The sequence below is a fragment of the Baekduia sp. genome, from assembly GCF_035685985.1.
GTDB lineage: Bacteria > Actinomycetota > Thermoleophilia > Solirubrobacterales > Solirubrobacteraceae > Baekduia.
On record NZ_DASRZV010000022.1, the window covers coordinates 1 to 15,678 of the forward strand.

The window sequence follows — 15,678 nt, forward strand, 5'->3', positions numbered from 1 at the left end:
CGGTGGTGGCCATGGACAGAGAGGGTAGTCAGACCGCGCCCAGGCGGGGCCCCGCGGCTGAACTCAAAGTCAGCCGCGGGGAGGAAGCGCTGCTCAGCGGCCGCCGGCCACGGCCGGGAGGATGGTCACCTCGTCGCCGTCGCTGACCGGGGTATCGAGCCCGGACAGGAACCGGATGTCCTCACCGCCCACGTAGACGTTCACGAAGCGGCGCAGACCGCCATCCTCGGCGATCCGGGTTCGCAGCTCTCCGTAGCGGTCATAGAGGGAGTCGAGGACCTCACCAACGGTGGCTCCGTCCACCTCGGCCACGGCCTCGCCGTCGGTGGCGGGCCGCAGCTGCGTGGGAATCTTGACGCTCACTGCCATGTGGCGCACATACTTATCAGGCTGCGACGACAAGACGCTCCCTGGCCGCCTCGAACGAGTCGGTCGAGGGCTCGATCTGCCAGGCCTCGAAGGTCCCCCGGGCGCATTCGAGCGTCTTCAGGCCCTCGCCGGTGATCACCGCCACCACCCGCTCGGAGCGGTCGATGTCGCCTCGCTCAGCCAGCTTGCGCAGCACGGCCACGGTCACGCCGCCGGCCGTCTCGGTGAAGATCCCGGTGGTGGTGGCCAGCAGCCGGATGCCCGCCCGGACCTCCTCGTCGGAGACGCTGTCGATCGCGCCGCCCGTGCGCCGGGCCAGGTCCAGCGCGTAGGGGCCGTCGGCCGGGTTGCCGATGGCCAGCGACTTGGCGATCGTGTCGGGCTTGACCGGGCGGCAGACATCGGTGCCCTCGGCGTACGCCGTGGCGACCGGCGAGCAGCCGAGCGCCTGCGCGCCGTTCATCGCGGGCGCGTCGCCCTCGATCAGGCCCAGCTCACGCCACTCGTCGAAGCCCTTCGCGATCTTGGTGTACAACGACCCGCTCGCGATCGGCGCGACCACGCGGTCCGGCGTGCGGAACCCGAGCTGCTCGGCGATCTCGTAGGCCAAGGTCTTGGAGCCCTCGGAGTAGTACGGGCGCATGTTGACGTTCACGAACGCCCACGAGTCCTGCTCGCCCGAGACCTCGGTGCAGAGCCGGTTGACGTCGTCGTAGTTGCCCTTCACCTTGACCAGGTTGGTGCCGTACACGCCGGTCGCGAGGATCTTCTGCTCCTCGAGGTCCGACGGGATGAAGACGTAGGACGGCATCCCGAGCGCGGCGGCCGCCGCGGCGACGGCGTTGGCGAGGTTGCCGGTCGAGGCGCAGGCCAGCGTGTCGAAGCCGAGCTCGCGGGCGCGGGCGGCGGCGACGCTCACCACGCGATCCTTGAACGAGTGCGTGGGGTTGTGCGCGTCGTTCTTGACCCAGACCTCCTTGAGGCCCAGGCGCTCCGCGAGGCGGTCGGCGCGCACGAGCGGCGTGCAGCCGGCCGGGAGGCCGACGCGCGAGAGGATCTTCGCGCTGGGGCCCGGCTGGCCGTCGACCAGCGGCAGGAAGTCGACGTAGCGCCAGATGTTCTGCGGGCCGGAGGTGATGCGGCGGCGCAGCGAGGCGACGTCGTCGGCCAGCGCGCTGTGGTCGTACTTGACCTCCAGCGGGCCGAAGCACTTGTGGCAGACGTACTGCGCCGTCAGCTCGTACGCGGTGCCGCATTCGCGGCAGGCCAGGTTGGTCACAGCCATGGGTCTTTGAAGCTCCTTGTTCTTCGCCGGTCGTGCCTGCGTGTGACGAAGAAGGTGTTGCGCTTCAAACGCCACACGTCTCCAGGAATTGGCACCATCCCGCACGAATGCGGAGGTTGCCGGGGCTTCATCGGGCCAGTCCCTCCACCCCTCTGGACGTGTTCAGCTATGTGGTCGGAACCATAGCACTAGGACTTGAGGTCGCAACCGGCCGTGCGCGGGAGGGCGACCGCTTGCCGGGTCGGTAAACTGGATGACGCCGTGATCCCGACCGTCGACGAGCCCCCCAGTCGCCATGCCGAGGCTGCCCCGCCCGCCTCTGCGTCGCGCTGCCCGCTCTCGAGCGGACGGATCGCTCGCGCACGTCGCTGAGCCCGACACCCCGAACGTCGACGAGGTCGAGTCCGAGGGCCTGCGCTGGATCAACATCGAGCGCCCGCGCGCGGTGGATCGCGCCTGGCTCGAGGAGCACTTCGACTTCCACCCGCTGGACTACGAGGACGTCTTCTCGCGCAACCAGCGTCCGAAGGTCGACGAGTACCCCGACTACCTGTTCGTGGTCCTCCACTTCCCGGTCTACGACAAGCGCGTCAACCGGCTCAACGCGGCCGAGGTCGACATCTTCGTCGGCCCCGACTTCCTCATCACGCTGCCCAACGAGCCGCTGGCGCCGCTGCAGTACGTCTTCGACCGCTGCCGCACCAACGAGGACGTCCGCGAGGACATGTTCAACAAGGGCGCCGGCTACTTGTTGTACAAGGTGATCGACGCGTGCGTGGACGCCTCGTTCCCGATGCTGCGCAAGATGGGGTTGAAGCTGGAGCGGTTGGAGGAGGCCATCTTCGAGGAGGAGGCCAACCGCGAGGTCGTCCGCGACCTCTCCAACGCCAAGCAGGAGATCATCAACTTCCGCAAGATCGTCCGGCCGCAGCGCGCCGCGCTGAAGGACCTGGAGCGCACGAAGCGCTACGTCACCGGCGAGCTGGACATCTACTTCGACGACATCAACGACGCGTCCGAGCGCGTCTGGGACATGTTGGAGAACTTCAAGGAGGTCATCGAGGGCCTCGAGGCGACCAACGAGTCGGTGTTGTCGCACCGCCTGAACGACTCGATCCGCGTGCTGACGGCGTTCAGCGTGATCATGCTGCCGCTGACGCTGATCGCCTCCGTGCTGGGCATGAACGTCGGCGTCCCGGGCGAGGGATCGATCCACGCCTTCTGGGTCACGATCGTGATCATGTTGTCGGTGTTGACGGGCATGATCCTGTGGTTCCGCAAGCGGGGTTGGCTCTAGCGCTACCGTCGGGGGATGGACGCCGGCATCGCGTACTTCCCCACCCACGACGGGCTCGGGCCCGCGGAGATCGCGAGGCTGGTCGAGGAGCGCGGTCACCGGTGGCTGCTGTGGGCCGAGCACACGCACATTCCCGCGTCGCGGGAGTCCCCGTGGGGCGGCAGTGAAGGAGCCCCGCCGCTGCCGCGCAAGTACGCGCGGACGTACGACCCGTTCGTGGCGTCGGCGTACGCGCTGAGCGCCACGCGGGCGCTGCGGGTCGGCACCGGCATCGCGCTGATCCCGCAGCGGGATCCGATCGTGACGGCCAAGGAGGTCGCGTCGCTGGACCACCTCAGCGGCGGGCGCTTCGAGCTGGGCGTCGGCGCCGGGTGGAACCGCGAGGAGATGGCCCACCACGGCGTCGACCCGCGCACGCGGATGCGGCGGATGCGCGAGCACGTGCTGGCCATGAAGGAAATCTGGACCCGGCACGAGGCGACGTTCCACGGCGAGTTCGTGAACTTCGACCGCGTCTGGAGCGACCCCAAGCCGTTGCAGCGGCCGCACCCGCCGATCCTCGTCGGCGGCAACGGGCCGACGGTCCTCGATCGCGTCCTGGAGTACGGCGACGCGTGGATGCCCAACCACGGGCCGGGGATCGCGAAGCGGATCGGCGAGCTGCGCGAGCGCGCCGAGCGGCCGATCGAGGTCATCGTCATGGGCCCGGAACCCGAGCCCTCGCTGCTGGCCAAGTACGAGGAGGCCGGCGCCGACCGCGTGCTGTTCTGGCTGCCGTCGGGCCGGCGGTCGATCGTCGAGGCCGAGCTGGACCGCGTCGAGCGGGCGATGTTCGAGCTGCACGACGTCGGGCTGGGATGAGCGCCGGCGGCGACGCGCGCGCCTGGGAGCGGCTCGCCGCCGCCCGCGTGGCGCGCTTCGCCACGACCGCGCCGCGGATCGTGCCGGTGACGTTCGTCGTCTCCGACGGCGCGGTCTTCCACGCGGTCGACCACAAGCCCAAGTCCACCCGGGCGCTCGCGCGGCTGGAGGACCTGCGCCGGGACCCGCGCGCGTCGCTGCTCGTCGACCAGTACGACGAGGACTGGTCGGCGCTCTGGTGGGTCCGGGCCGACGGACGCGCGGCGATCCTCGCCGGCGACGACCCGCGCGCCGCGCCCGCGCTCGACCTGCTCGTGGAGAAGTACCCGCAGTACGCGGACCGGCGGCCGGAGGGACCGGTGATCGCGCTCGACGTGGAGCGGATCGCGTCCTGGTCGGCAGCGGGTCCGGAGTAGATGAGCACTCGCGCGAAGGAGCCCCCTGGGCGAGTTCGCGCACGGCAGGCGAGCCCCCTGGGCGAGCCCTGCCGCGCGCACCGACCGCGCTCGCCCGGACGCGGAGGCGTGCGAGCGAGCGCGACCGGCCCTAGGGCGCGGACTGGAGGCCGACGCCTGCCGCGCCGTGCGAGGACGGCGATGGTGTCGTTGATCCGGCGGCGGCGTCAGCGATCCCGGCGGCCACGATGATGGAGCCCGTCACCAGGAGGAGGGCGACGAGCTCTCGGTGGGAGTTCCGCGGGGAGGTCACGGAGAGCATTCAATCCCCCGAGGGGGTGGGGTTCAGTGGTGGTCGCCCGCGTCTGGCGGGTGCGGAATCCCGCACCCCGGACTCGTGTGACCCGGAGGGTCCTGTGGTGTACCCAGAGACGTGCCCGCCGCCAGCCTCTCGTCGCTCGAGACCCTCGGCGACCAGTTCGCGTTGAACGCTCCCACCGAGCGCAAGCGCATGCTGGTCATCGTCAACCCCTATGCCACCACGGTCTCCGACCGCCTGCGCAACCTCGTGGTCTACGCCCTGCAGGGGCGCTACGACGTCACCGCGATCGACACCGAGGCCCGCGACCACGCCACGGCCTTGACCCGTGAGGCGGCCGGCGAGGGCTATGACGTGGTCGTCGCCTTCGGCGGCGACGGCACGGTCAACGAAGCGGCCAACGGCCTGCGCGGCTCCTCCACCCCGCTGACCTGCCTGCCCGGCGGCTCGACCAACGTGTACGCCCGGATGCTCGGCATCCCCAACGACATCGTCGACGCGACCGAGCAGCTGCTGCGGATCGCCGACGACTGGCGCCCGAGCGAGGTCCACATGGCGGTGGTCAACGAGCGGCGCTTCCTCTTCTCCTCGGGCCTCGGCCTCGACGCCAGCGTCGTCGCGCGCGTCGACGCCCACCCGCACCTCAAGGCCCGCTTCGGCCCCTACTACTTCGCCTACTGCGGCTTCGGCGAGTTCCTGGGCAAGTACGTGGCCAGGCCGCCGCGGCTGGAGACGATCACCGACGGCGGCGCGCCCGTGCCCGGCGTGACCGTGTTGGTGCAGAAGGGCGAGCCCTACACCTACTTCCGGCGGATCCCGATCCACGCCGCCCACGGCGCCGAGCTGACCGACACGACGCTGGCCGGCGTCGTCCTGCGGTCGACCCGCCCGACGGTCATGCCGGGCGTGATGTATCGGCTGTTCAGCGCGAAGGCCAAGCTGGAGCGCCACCGCCAGGTCGACGGCTTCAGCGGCTCCCGCGACGTCGTCGTGCGCTCGGTCGACGGCCGTCCCGTCCCGCTGCACGTCGACGGCGACTACATCGGCGACGTGACCGAGGCGCGCTACGCGGTTGACGAGCGGCCGCTGCTCGTGGTGTCGTGAGGCGGGTGAACGCCCCCGATCCCTTCGCCGGCGCGCTGACCTCGCTGGACGAGCTGCTCGCCCGGTACCCGGAGCCGAACCCGAAGGCGTGGACCAAGGACATCGGGACGCTCGACGCGGCGGCGCGGGCGCTCATCGCGGCCTCGCCGCTGGTCGTCGTCGCGTCCCACGACGCCGACGGCCGCGCCGACGCCACGCCGCGCGGCGGCCGGCCCGGCTTCGTGACCGTCCTGGACGACGGGCACCTCGCGATCCCCGACGCCACCGGCAACAACCGGTTGGACACGCTGCGCAACATCGTCGACACGGGGTACGCCGGGCTGCTGTTCCTGATCCCGGGACGCGACCAGACGCTGCGGGTCAACGGCCGCGCCCGCGTGACCGAGGCCCCGCACGTGCTGGAGCGGATCGAGGCGGTCGGCAAGCCGCCGCGGACCGCGATCGTCGTCGCGACCGACGAGGTCTACGCCCACTGCCCCAAGGCGCTGATCCGCTCCAAGCTCTGGAACCCGGACGCCTGGCCGTCGCTGGACGACGTCCCGACCGCCGCCGAGGTCATGCGCGTCCACGGCCGCCAGGACATGTCGCTGGCCGAGGTCGAGGCCTACCTGGACGAGTCGATCCGCACGCGGCTGGCCTAGGCCTCCGGCCGGGCCGCTACGGCTTCAAGTCGTACGGGTAGTCCGTCAGGACCTCGCAGCCGTCCTCGGTGACGAGAAAGAGGTCCTCGAAGCGGACGCCGCCGATGGCGCGCTCCCAGAGGCCGGGTTCGGAGGCGATGACGTCGCCGACGACCAGCGGTGAGCGGCCGGACTGGCCCATGCCGGGATCCTCGTGGACCTCGAGGCCGACGCCGTGGCCGAGGGAGAACTGGAAGCCCTCGTTGGGGTCCTCGCCGGGACCGGTGCGCTGGGTGCGGTGGCCGGCGGCCTCGAAGACGTCGCAGACGATCGCGTGCAGCTCGCGGCCGGTGATGCCCGGGCGCACCGCGTCGCGGGCGGCGAAGTGGGCCTGCTTGACCAGCTCCTCCTGCGCGCGGGTCGCGGCGTCGGGCTCGCCGACGACGAACGTACGGGTCATGTCCGCCCAGCAGCCGGTCTGCTCGTCGCGCGGCCAGAGATCGATCTGGATCGGCAGATTGGCGGGCAGCGGGCCCGAGCCGGACTCGTGGCCGAAGCCCTGCCAGACCGAGGCCACGATGATGTCGGCCGGCGCGGGCGCGCCGTGCGCGGCGCAGGCGGCGCGGATCGCGTCGCGGACCTGCTCGGCCGTGACCGGCTCGCCGTCGAGCACGATGCGGTCGCCCTCCGGGACCGCCCGGCGCAGCAGCGCCGCGGCCGCCGCCATCCCGGCCTCGGCCGCCTTCTGCGCGCGCCGGATGCCCGCCAGCTCGGCCTCGGACTTCGCGCGGCGGCGCGCCGCGAACGTGTCGTGGTCGGGCGTCAGGGTCACGCCGTCGGCGCGCAGCCGGTCGGCGACGGCCAGCGGGAAGTCCGGGTCGACCAGCGCGGACCTCAGCCCGGTCTTGGCGACCGCGCGCGAGATCATCTCCAACAACATCTGGTCGCGGGGCAGCCCGCTCTCCAGCAGCTCGTGGAACCCGACGTCGGCCCACTCGATCATCTCGGCGTCCGGCCGCGCGGCGGCGATCCGGTCCAGCTCCAGCGACGACGTGAACACGTACACCTTGCCGCCGACCTCCGCGTAGCCGAACGGATCGGGCACCGAGATCGGGATCTCGTGCCGCATCGCGGCGCTGCGCTCGGTGTCGTTGTAGAGGAGGACGTCGGCCATGCGCCGACCCTAGCGGGCCGGCGCGGCCGTCCGGAGACGCGAGGTCAGCTCGCGCCCGGCGTGATCCTGTAGGCGTCGAAGACGCCTTCGATGTTGCGCAGCCGCGACACCGCCTGCTTCAACCCCTGGGTGTCCGGCACCTCGACGACGAAGCGGTTCTGCACCATCGGCGAGTTGACGATGCAGCGGGCCTCGACGATGTTGAAGCCGGCCTCCGCGAAGGTGCGGGACAGGTCCTCCAGCAGCCGGTGGCGATCCCAGGCGTCGACCTGCAGCTCGACGCGGAACGCGGTCTGGTGGTCGCCCTCCCAGTGGACGCGCACGAACCGCTCGGGGTCCTTGCGCAAGGCCACCGTGTTGGGGCAGTCGTCGCGGTGGATCGTGATGCCGCGCCCCAGCGACACGTAGCCGACGATCGGGTCGCCGGGCACCGGGCGGCAGCACTTGGCCAGGCGGACGAGCACGTCCTCCACCCCGTCGACCCGGATCCCGTAGGACCCCGCCTTGCCGGTCGGCTGGCGCCGCGCGCGGCGCGTCGAGACCAGCGCCTCGGCGGGATCGGTCTCGTCCTCGGCCGCCTCGCCCTGCTTGAGGCGCTGCATGACCTTGTTGACGACGACCTTGGGCGAGATCTTCGCGCCGCCCAGCGCGATGTAGAAGTCGTCCGCCTTGCGGAAGCCCATCTCGCGGATGACGTCGGCCAGCAGCGGCGAGGAGACGATCTTCTGCGGCGGCAGCCCCTGCTTCTTGAGGTGCTCCTGCAGCAGGTCGCGGCCCGTGTGCTCGGTGTCCTCGCGCGACTCGGCCTTGAAGAACTGCTTGATCTTGTTGCGGGCGCGCGTCGTCTTGACCAGCGCCAGCCAGTCGCGCGACGGGCCGCGGTCGCGCTTGGAGGTCAGGATCTCGACGATGTCGCCGGAGGACAGCGCGTAGTTCAGCGGCACGATCTTGCCGTTGACCTTCGCGCCCACGCAGCGGTGGCCGACCTCGGTGTGGACCTCGTAGGCGAAGTCCAGCGGCGTCGCGCCCTGCGCCAGCGACTTGACCTCGCCCTTGGGCGTGAAGACGAAGACCTCCTCGTCGAACAGGTCGACGCGGAGCGTCTCCATGAACTCCTTGGGGTCCGCCAGGTCCTGCTGCCAGTCGAGCATCGACCGCAGCCACTTCAGCTTGTCGTCGCCCTCCAGGCTCCCGTTCTTCTTCGTCGGGTCCTGCTTGTACATCCAGTGCGCGGCGACCCCGAACTCGGCCATGTCGTGCATGTCCTTGGTCCGGATCTGGATCTCCAGCGGCAGGCCCTCGGGCCCGATGACCGTCGTGTGCAGCGACTGGTACATGTTGAACTTCGGCATCGCGACGAAGTCCTTGAAGCGGCCGGGCAGCGGCTTCCAGAGCGAGTGGATGACCCCGACGGCGCCGTAGCAGTCCTTGACCGAGTCGACGACCACGCGCATGGCGGTGAGGTCGTAGATCTCGTTGAACTCCCGGCCCTTCTTGGTCATCTTGGAGTAGATGGAGTAGAAGTGCTTGGCGCGGCCGGAGATGCGGGCGCTGATGCCGAGGGCCTCCAGCTCGTGGGCCAGCTCCTCGCCCGCGGCCTGGACGTAGTCCTCGCGCTCCTCGCGCTGCTGGTTGACCAGGCCCTTGATCTCCTGGTACTTGCGCGGGTGCAGCGCGGCGAACGCGAGGTCCTCCAGCTCCCACTTGATCGCGTGGATGCCGAGGCGGTGCGCGATCGGCGCGTAGATCTCGAGGGTCTCCTTGGCCTTCTCGATCTGCTTCTGCTTGGGCATCGCGTCGATCGTCCGCATGTTGTGCAGGCGGTCGGCGAGCTTGATCAGGATGACCCGGACGTCCGAGGCCATCGCGACCATCATCTTGCGGTAGTTCTCGGCCTGGGCCTCGTCGCGCGAGGTGAAGGTGATGCCGGTGAGCTTGGTGACGCCGTCGACCAGCGTGGCGACCTCGTCGCCGAACAGCTCGCGGACCTCGTCCAGCGACGCGGTCGTGTCCTCGACGGTGTCGTGCAGGAGCGCGGCCACCAGCGTCTCGGTGTCCAGGCGCAGGCCCGCGCAGATCTTGGCGACCGCGGCGGGATGGACGATGAAGTGCTCGCCGGACTTGCGGCGCTGGTCGGCGTGGTGCTCGCACGCGAAGACGAACGCCTCCTCGACCCGCGCGCGGTCGATCGGCAGCGCGGCGTCCTCGGAGTGCTCCTCGACGATCGCGAAGAGATCGGAGAGCAGCCGCTGCTCGGACGGGTTGAGGTCCGCGCGCGAGACGGCGGAGCCCGGATGCTCCTCGGGATGGATGATCGTGTCCACGGGAGTACGGTCCCCGTGGTCGCCCAGATCGTTACCGCCGGCCGCCGGGGCGTGTCCGCCCGGGCCGCCGCTGGGCGTCACGCCGCTTGCCGGGTCCCGCTCGCGCTGGTCAGCCATGCCGTCCCCTCCGCGTGGCGCCGCTTCGCATGCCGGTAGGCGAGGGAGCGCTCCAGGTCGGTCGGCGCCACGTCGGGCACGAGCGCGACCTGGCCGTCGTCGCCGACGGTGACGAGCCCCAGCTCGACCAGGACGGCGAGCAGCCGTCCCGCCGCGACCACGGGCCGATGCCCGAGGGCGTCGGCCGCCGGGCGGCCGTCGCGCAGCGCGCGGTAGGCCGCCACGAGCCCGGGTCGCAGATCGTGATCTCGCTCCAGCACATCCCTCGAATAGCGTAGCTCAGGCTCGCCCCACGCCAGGTGGGCCATCTGGGCCGGATGGCCGGTGACCAGGAGCGCCTCCTGGGCGGGATGCAGCGGCGGGTCGAGAGCCACGAGGTGGTGGTACCCGTCCGCGAGCGACGGGTTGCGCTCGACCGCGTCCCAGGACGCGATCGCGAACCCGCCGAGCCGGCCGGTCAGCTGGCGCGCCCGCGCGGGGCCGTCGGCGGCGAGGACGAGCACGGGCTCTCCGGTGTGGACGAGCGCGGCGATCGTGCCCGCGAGGCCGGTGGCGCGGCGGTCGCGCGGCGTGCGGCCGCCGCCGCGGGCGGCGCGCGCGTGCAGGCCGTCCAGCGTGGACGCGGGATCCGCGAGCGCGAGGCCGTCCAGCTCGGCGGTCACCGCCGCGTGGGCGGCGCCCGCGGCGCCCGCGGCACCCGCCAGCGCGAGCGCCGGCGCGGTGGCCAGCGCGCGGACCTCGGCCTCCCACTCCGCGGTCGCCGGCGCGGGCTCGCCGACGAGCGCCGGCGCCTCGGCCTCGGCGGGCAGCAGCTTGCGCAGGACCAGGCGGGGCTCGATCGTGCCCTGCCACTCGTTCAGCTCCAGCGTGAACGTCGCGTGCAGGCGGCCGTCGGCGGCGCCGTCGGGCAGGCGCGAGACGTTGAAGGCCACGGCCCGGGCGCGGATGCCGCCGGCCTCGACCGTGAACCGGACGTGCTTGCCGTCGGACATCGGGTGCGCGTCGACCAGGCGCGCCGCCGGGACGAGCAGGCTCACCGTCGGGTTGCCGATGCCGAACGGCGCCAGCCGCCCCAACTCCTCGGCCAGCGACGTGCCCAGCTCGTCGCCGGAGACCACGGCGTCGACGCGCTCCAGCGGCACGAGGTCCTCGGCGCTCAGCGCCGACCCCGCGTGCGCGACGAACGCCGCGCGGAACGCGTCCAGCGACCCGCGCGCGATCGTGCAGCCCGCCGCCGCGCGGTGGCCGCCGTGGCGCAGCAGGTGCGCGGAGGCCGCCTCCAGCCCGCCGAGCAGGTCGAAGGCCGGGATCGAGCGGCCGGAGCCGGTGCCCTCGGCCTCCCCCTCGCGCAGCGCGATCATCACGACCGGCCGGTGGTGGCGCTCGGCGATCCGCGAGGCCACGATCCCGATCACGCCCGCGTGCCAGCCCTCGCCCCACAACACGTACGCGGGTTGGTCGCCCAGCTCCGCGACCTGCGCCTCGGCCTCGAACCGGATGCGCTCCTCGACGAAGCGCCGGTCGGCGTTGGCGCGGTCCAGCTCCTCGGCGATCTGCTTGGCCCGCTCCTCGTCGTGGGTCAGCAGCAACTCCAGCGCGGCGTCGGCGCGGTGCAGGCGCCCGGCGGCGTTGATCCGCGGCGCGAGCTTGAAGCCGACGTCGTGGCCCTGCACGCGCGACGGGTCGACCTTCGCGACCCGCATCAGCGCGCGCAGGCCGACCTTCTCGGTCCGGCCGATCGCCAGCAGGCCCGAGCGCACCAGGCGCCGGTTCTCGCCGACCAGCGGCACGCAGTCGGCGATCGTCGCCAGGGCCACCAGGTCGAGGTCGGCCAGCGCGATCGACGCGTCGTGGCCGGCGGCCTGCAGCAGCGCGCCCGCCACCTTGTGCGCGACGCCGCCCGCGCAGAGGTCGGGGCACGGGTAGCCGCAGTGCGACGGGTGCACGATCGGCGCGTCGGGCACGCGGCCGTCGGCGCGCGGCTGGTGGTGGTCGGTGACCACGACGTCCAACCCCAAGGACTTGGCCAGCGCGACCTCGTCGACCGCGGTGATCCCGCAGTCGGTCGTCACCAACAGCTTCGTCCCGCGCGCGGCGAGCTTCTCGACCGTCGCGGCGGAGAGCCCGTAGCCGTCCTCCGAGCGGGACGGCAGGTACCAGTCGACGTCGGCGCCGACCGCGCGCAGCGCGCGCACGAGGATCGCCGTGGACGTGACGCCGTCGACGTCGTAGTCGCCGTGGACGGTGATCCGCGTCTTCGCCTCGGCGTGGCGCAGGAGCACCGCGATCGCCTCGTCCAGCGCCGGCCCGAACGCGTCCGCGCCGTGCTCGTCGGCGCCCGCCAGCCACGCGCGGGCGTCCTCGAGCGTCGCGATCCCCCGCCGCACCAGCACCTGGGCGACGGGGAACGACATCCCGAGATCGCGCGCCAGCGACAGCGCCGCGGCGCTGTCGCACGGCGGGACGTCGAGTCGCGGCGTGAGCATCGGCGTCCAGGGTGCCGGCGACACCGGACGCCACGACGGCGCTCACCCCGCAAATACCGCAAGACTCCGGAGGATTCGCGGGCGCGCGGCCCGCGGATCCGTCAGAGCTCGAGGACCGGGATCTTGCGCCGGACGCCCTCGTAGTACACGAGCAGCATCCCGATCACGGCGCCCGGCACGGCCTCGAGGGCCTGCAGGACGTGCGTCTCGTGCTCCCCCGGGATCGAGAACCCGTTGAGGAGCAGGCCGGTCAGCACCCCGCCGATCAGCGCGCCCAGGAACGCGCCGACGATGCCGCCCCAGAAGCGGTCCGGAATGAAGATGGCGAAATGCCAGAGGGCGATGCCCATCATGACCCACGCGAACATGGCCATGGCTAGCGAGGCCTCCCGTGCCGCTTGTTCCGGGACCGCTTCGGCTTGTCCCGCTTGTCGTCCTTCAACACCAGGTCCTCGGGGCGCGCGTCGGCCGACGGATCGACCTCCGGCTTGGGCGCGGGACGCTCCCGCTCCTTGGTCTTCGTCTTGGCGGCCACACGCGACGGCGCGGTCTCGTGCTCGATGTCGGCGACCATCTGCTGGAACTCGTCCTGCGAGACGCCCTGCGACGGGTCCTCCGGCGCCGTGATGCGGCGCCCGGGCCGCTTCGGCCCCTTCGGCTCGACCGTGACGCCGTGCGCCGCGGTCGCGTACGCCGGCACGACGCCGCCGTTGTCCTCCGCGATCCGCAGGCGCCGACGGCGGTACAGCTCCTCGCGCTCCTTCCAGTGCGCGAGCACCGGGGAGGCGATGAACACCGACGAGTACGCGCCCGAGATCACGCCGATCATCAGCGCGAAGGCGAAGTCCTTCAGCGTGTCGCCGCCGAAGAACAGCAGCGCGAGGATCGGCAGCAGCGTGCAGAACGACGTCGCCAGGGATCGCGTCAGCACCTCGCTCATCGACCGGTTCACGATCTGCGTGAACGCGGCGCGCGGCATGCGCGGCATGTTCTCCCGGATCCGGTCGAACACGATGATCGTGTCGTAGAGCGAGTAGCCCAAGATCGTGAGCAGCGCCGCGACCGTCGACGTCGTCACCTCCCGGCCGGTGAGCGAGTAGACGCCCGCCGTGATCAGGAGGTCGTGCATCAGCGCGATCAGCACCGGCACGGCGAACTTCCACTCGAACCGCAGCGCGATGTAGACGCTGATGACGAGCAGCGACGCGATGATCGCGAAGATCGCCGATTTCGCCACGGTCTTGCCGAACGTCGGCCCGATCGAGTCCTGCTGGTAGGTCTTGGTCGCCCCGAACTTCTTGGTCAGGACCTGCTCGACGCCGGAGACCTTCGCCCCCGTCTCGGCCAGCGAGATCTGGATCCCCTCGCCCTTGAGCTCCTTGTCGCCCTTGACCTTCTGGACCTCGGGGTTCTTGAAGCCGGCGGCCTGCAGCGCGTCGGCGACCTTCGTCTCCGACGGCACGCCGTCCACGAACGCGGCCTTGGCGCGCGTGCCGGACTCGAAGTCGATGCCGAAGTTGAGGCCCTTGCCGCCGATCGCCAGCGCGCCGATCAGCAGGATCACGCCCGAGGTGGAGAAGAACCACTTCGCGGCGCCCATGAAGTCCTGCGTCCAGCGGCGCTTGGCCTCGCCGGCGCCGAGCGCGCTCGGGTGCGTGATGAGCGGCGAGCGCTGCATCGTGCCCAGGACGGCCTGGGTCGCGAGGACCGCGGTGAACAGCGAGGTCATCGTGCCGATGCCCAGCGTGAAGGCGAAGCCTCGGACGCCCGCCGTCGCGACGACGAACAGGATGAAGGCCACCATGATCGTCACGACGTTCGCGTCGACGATCGCGGCGATGCCCTTCTTGTAGCCCTGGGCGATGCCGGCCGGCACGGATCTGCCGGCGCGGATCTCCTCCTTGACGCGTTCGAAGATGACGATGTTCGCGTCCGCCGCGACGCCGATCGTGAGGATCAGGCCCGCGATGCCGGGCAGCGTCATCGTGATCGGGATCAGCTTGATCAGCGCGAACAGGTAGATCGCGTAGATGAACAGCGCGCCGACCGCGACGACGCCGAGCACGCGGTAGAAGACCAGCAGGAAGAGCGCGACGATCGCGAAGCCGACGATGCCGGCGATGAGGCCGTCGTGCAGGGCCTGCTGGCCGAGCGTCGCCGAGACCTGCGACTGCGAGATCAGCTCCAGCCGGATGGGCAGCGCGCCCGTCTTGATGAGGTTGGCCAGGCGCTGGGCCGACTTGATCGTGAACGAGCCCGAGATCTGCGACCCGTTGGACCCGTCGATGCCGTCCGGGTTCTGCTGCGGGTCGATGTACGGGACCGAGATCAGCTTGTTGTCGAGGACGATCGCGAAGTGGTTGGCGACCTGCGACGCGGGCACGCCCGGCAGCTCGGCGGCCTGGCCGCGCTGGGCGATCTCGCGCGTGACGTTCTGCCACTTCTTGCGGCCCGCGGAGGTGAAGTCGAACGTGACGTCGGGCTGGCCGGTCGTCGAGTCGATGTTCTGCTGCGGGTTCTTGATGTCCCGGCCGAGCAGCCCCGGATCGTCCTTGAGGATGAAGTAGGCGTCGCGGGCCAGCGCCTGGGAGGCCTTGGAGGTGTCGTCGGACTCGGCCTGGACGATCAGGTAGCCCTGCGGGACCTCGACGTACTTCGGCGCGGTCTTGCCGTTGTTCTCGCAGGTCTGCTGGGCGTCGGACTCCGACGTCGCGGGCCCGCAGACGACCGCCTTGGTCATCGGGTCGATGCCGTACCACGTGCCCTGCGTCGTGTCGTCGGGCTCGTCGGTGCCCTGGCAGTTCTTCGCCGCGCGGGTGACCGCCTCGTAGTAGGTCATCGACCCGGCGCCCGGCTGGCCGGCCTGCTGGCCGCCCGTCACCGCGGCGTCGGTGGGCGCCGCCTTGCACTCCGGGCTGCGGACGTTCTTCTCCCAGTCGTAGAACGCCAGGACCGCCGTCGTGCCCACCTGCTGCTGGGCCTGATCGGCGTTCTTGACGTCCGGCAGCGACACCTCGATCTGGTTGTCGCCGGACTGCTGGATCTCGGGCTCGGAGACGCCGAGCTGGTCGACGCGCTCGCGCATGATGTCCATCGTGCGCTGGAGCGAATCCGAGGTGACCTTGGAGTACTTGGTCGGCTTGGCCTCGTATACGAGGCTTGTTCCGCCCTTGAGGTCCAGGCCCTGACGGGTCGGCTTTGACAGAGGCGACCCCGGGATGATCACCAGCAGCGAGCCGATGAGCAGCAGGGCGACGAGCCCGAGGATGAGGTAGTTGCGGCGACGGTCGGTCATGCGAAGCGGACGGCAGCGTACTGCTCTGGGAC

12 protein-coding genes and 1 riboswitch are annotated in these 15,678 nt (G+C 71.2%); of the genes, 5 read left to right on the forward strand and 7 right to left on the reverse strand.

Annotation, left to right across the window (positions count from 1 at the left end; translation table 11 throughout):
- Positions 1-93: 93 nt before the first annotated feature.
- Positions 94-369, reverse strand: coding sequence for a ubiquitin-like small modifier protein 1 (locus VFG42_RS11500; protein WP_324908461.1), 276 nt, complete (start codon positions 367-369; stop codon positions 94-96).
- Positions 370-385: 16 nt separating this feature from the next.
- On the reverse strand, positions 386-1,654 hold the full coding sequence (gene thrC / locus VFG42_RS11505) for a threonine synthase (RefSeq protein ID WP_324908463.1): 1,269 nt from the start codon (positions 1,652-1,654) through the stop codon (positions 386-388).
- A gap of 72 nt (positions 1,655-1,726) precedes the next feature.
- A riboswitch (SAM riboswitch) is annotated at positions 1,727-1,817 on the reverse strand.
- 132 nt (positions 1,818-1,949) lie between these two features.
- On the opposite strand from thrC, the gene VFG42_RS11510 reads away from it, so the two are divergent.
- The 5 genes from VFG42_RS11510 (at position 1,950) to VFG42_RS11530 (ending at position 6,271) form a co-directional block, all read left to right on the forward strand.
- Positions 1,950-2,951, forward strand: coding sequence for a magnesium transporter CorA family protein (locus VFG42_RS11510; protein WP_324908465.1), 1,002 nt, complete (start codon positions 1,950-1,952; stop codon positions 2,949-2,951).
- Between the two features lie 15 nt (positions 2,952-2,966).
- A complete protein-coding gene (locus VFG42_RS11515; RefSeq protein WP_324908467.1) occupies positions 2,967-3,812 on the forward strand; it encodes an LLM class F420-dependent oxidoreductase in 846 nt (281 codons plus the stop codon).
- Complete coding sequence (locus VFG42_RS11520) at positions 3,809-4,228, forward strand: TIGR03668 family PPOX class F420-dependent oxidoreductase (RefSeq protein ID WP_324908469.1); 420 nt, start codon at positions 3,809-3,811, stop codon at positions 4,226-4,228. Before VFG42_RS11515 ends, VFG42_RS11520 begins: the two co-directional genes overlap by 4 nt.
- Before the next feature lie 412 nt (positions 4,229-4,640).
- Positions 4,641-5,630: a diacylglycerol/lipid kinase family protein gene (locus VFG42_RS11525; RefSeq protein ID WP_324908471.1), complete on the forward strand. Its 990-nt coding sequence runs from the start codon at positions 4,641-4,643 to the stop codon at positions 5,628-5,630.
- Complete coding sequence (locus VFG42_RS11530; RefSeq protein ID WP_324908473.1) at positions 5,627-6,271, forward strand: MSMEG_1061 family FMN-dependent PPOX-type flavoprotein; 645 nt, start codon at positions 5,627-5,629, stop codon at positions 6,269-6,271. The genes VFG42_RS11525 and VFG42_RS11530 overlap by 4 nt, the downstream gene beginning before the upstream one ends.
- A gap of 16 nt (positions 6,272-6,287) precedes the next feature.
- Here VFG42_RS11530 and VFG42_RS11535 read toward each other — a convergent pair whose 3' ends face one another.
- The 5 genes from VFG42_RS11535 to secD all read right to left on the reverse strand — a co-directional run bounded on the left by VFG42_RS11535 (position 6,288) and on the right by secD (position 15,646).
- Positions 6,288-7,424, reverse strand: a complete 1,137-nt coding sequence (locus tag VFG42_RS11535) for a M24 family metallopeptidase (protein WP_324908476.1) — start codon at positions 7,422-7,424, stop codon at positions 6,288-6,290.
- 44 nt (positions 7,425-7,468) lie between these two features.
- A complete protein-coding gene (locus VFG42_RS11540) occupies positions 7,469-9,748 on the reverse strand; it encodes a bifunctional (p)ppGpp synthetase/guanosine-3',5'-bis(diphosphate) 3'-pyrophosphohydrolase (RefSeq protein ID WP_324908477.1) in 2,280 nt (759 codons plus the stop codon).
- 77 nt (positions 9,749-9,825) lie between these two features.
- A complete protein-coding gene (gene recJ, locus VFG42_RS11545; protein WP_324908479.1) occupies positions 9,826-12,351 on the reverse strand; it encodes a single-stranded-DNA-specific exonuclease RecJ in 2,526 nt (841 codons plus the stop codon).
- 101 nt (positions 12,352-12,452) lie between these two features.
- The gene (locus VFG42_RS11550) at positions 12,453-12,725 is read right to left on the reverse strand and encodes a hypothetical protein (RefSeq protein WP_324908481.1); all 273 of its coding nucleotides are present in this window, start codon (positions 12,723-12,725) and stop codon (positions 12,453-12,455) included.
- Between the two features lie 2 nt (positions 12,726-12,727).
- Positions 12,728-15,646, reverse strand: coding sequence for a protein translocase subunit SecD (gene secD, locus VFG42_RS11555; protein ID WP_324908483.1), 2,919 nt, complete (start codon positions 15,644-15,646; stop codon positions 12,728-12,730).
- Between the last annotated feature and the right edge of the window lie 32 nt (positions 15,647-15,678).

Bases quoted from the DNA above. Each gene is read 5' to 3' on its own strand.
- VFG42_RS11500 (WP_324908461.1), bottom strand. From the start codon at position 369: ATGGCAGTGAGCGTCAAGATTCCCACGCAGCTGCGGCCCGCCACCGAC.
- thrC (WP_324908463.1), bottom strand. From the start codon at position 1,654: ATGGCTGTGACCAACCTGGCCTGCCGCGAATGCGGCACCGCGTACGAG.
- VFG42_RS11510 (WP_324908465.1), top strand. From the start codon at position 1,950: ATGCCGAGGCTGCCCCGCCCGCCTCTGCGTCGCGCTGCCCGCTCTCGA.
- VFG42_RS11515 (WP_324908467.1), top strand. From the start codon at position 2,967: ATGGACGCCGGCATCGCGTACTTCCCCACCCACGACGGGCTCGGGCCC.
- VFG42_RS11520 (WP_324908469.1), top strand. From the start codon at position 3,809: ATGAGCGCCGGCGGCGACGCGCGCGCCTGGGAGCGGCTCGCCGCCGCC.
- VFG42_RS11535 (WP_324908476.1), bottom strand. From the start codon at position 7,424: ATGGCCGACGTCCTCCTCTACAACGACACCGAGCGCAGCGCCGCGATG.
- recJ (WP_324908479.1), bottom strand. From the start codon at position 12,351: ATGCTCACGCCGCGACTCGACGTCCCGCCGTGCGACAGCGCCGCGGCG.
- VFG42_RS11550 (WP_324908481.1), bottom strand. From the start codon at position 12,725: ATGGCCATGTTCGCGTGGGTCATGATGGGCATCGCCCTCTGGCATTTC.
- secD (WP_324908483.1), bottom strand. From the start codon at position 15,646: ATGACCGACCGTCGCCGCAACTACCTCATCCTCGGGCTCGTCGCCCTG.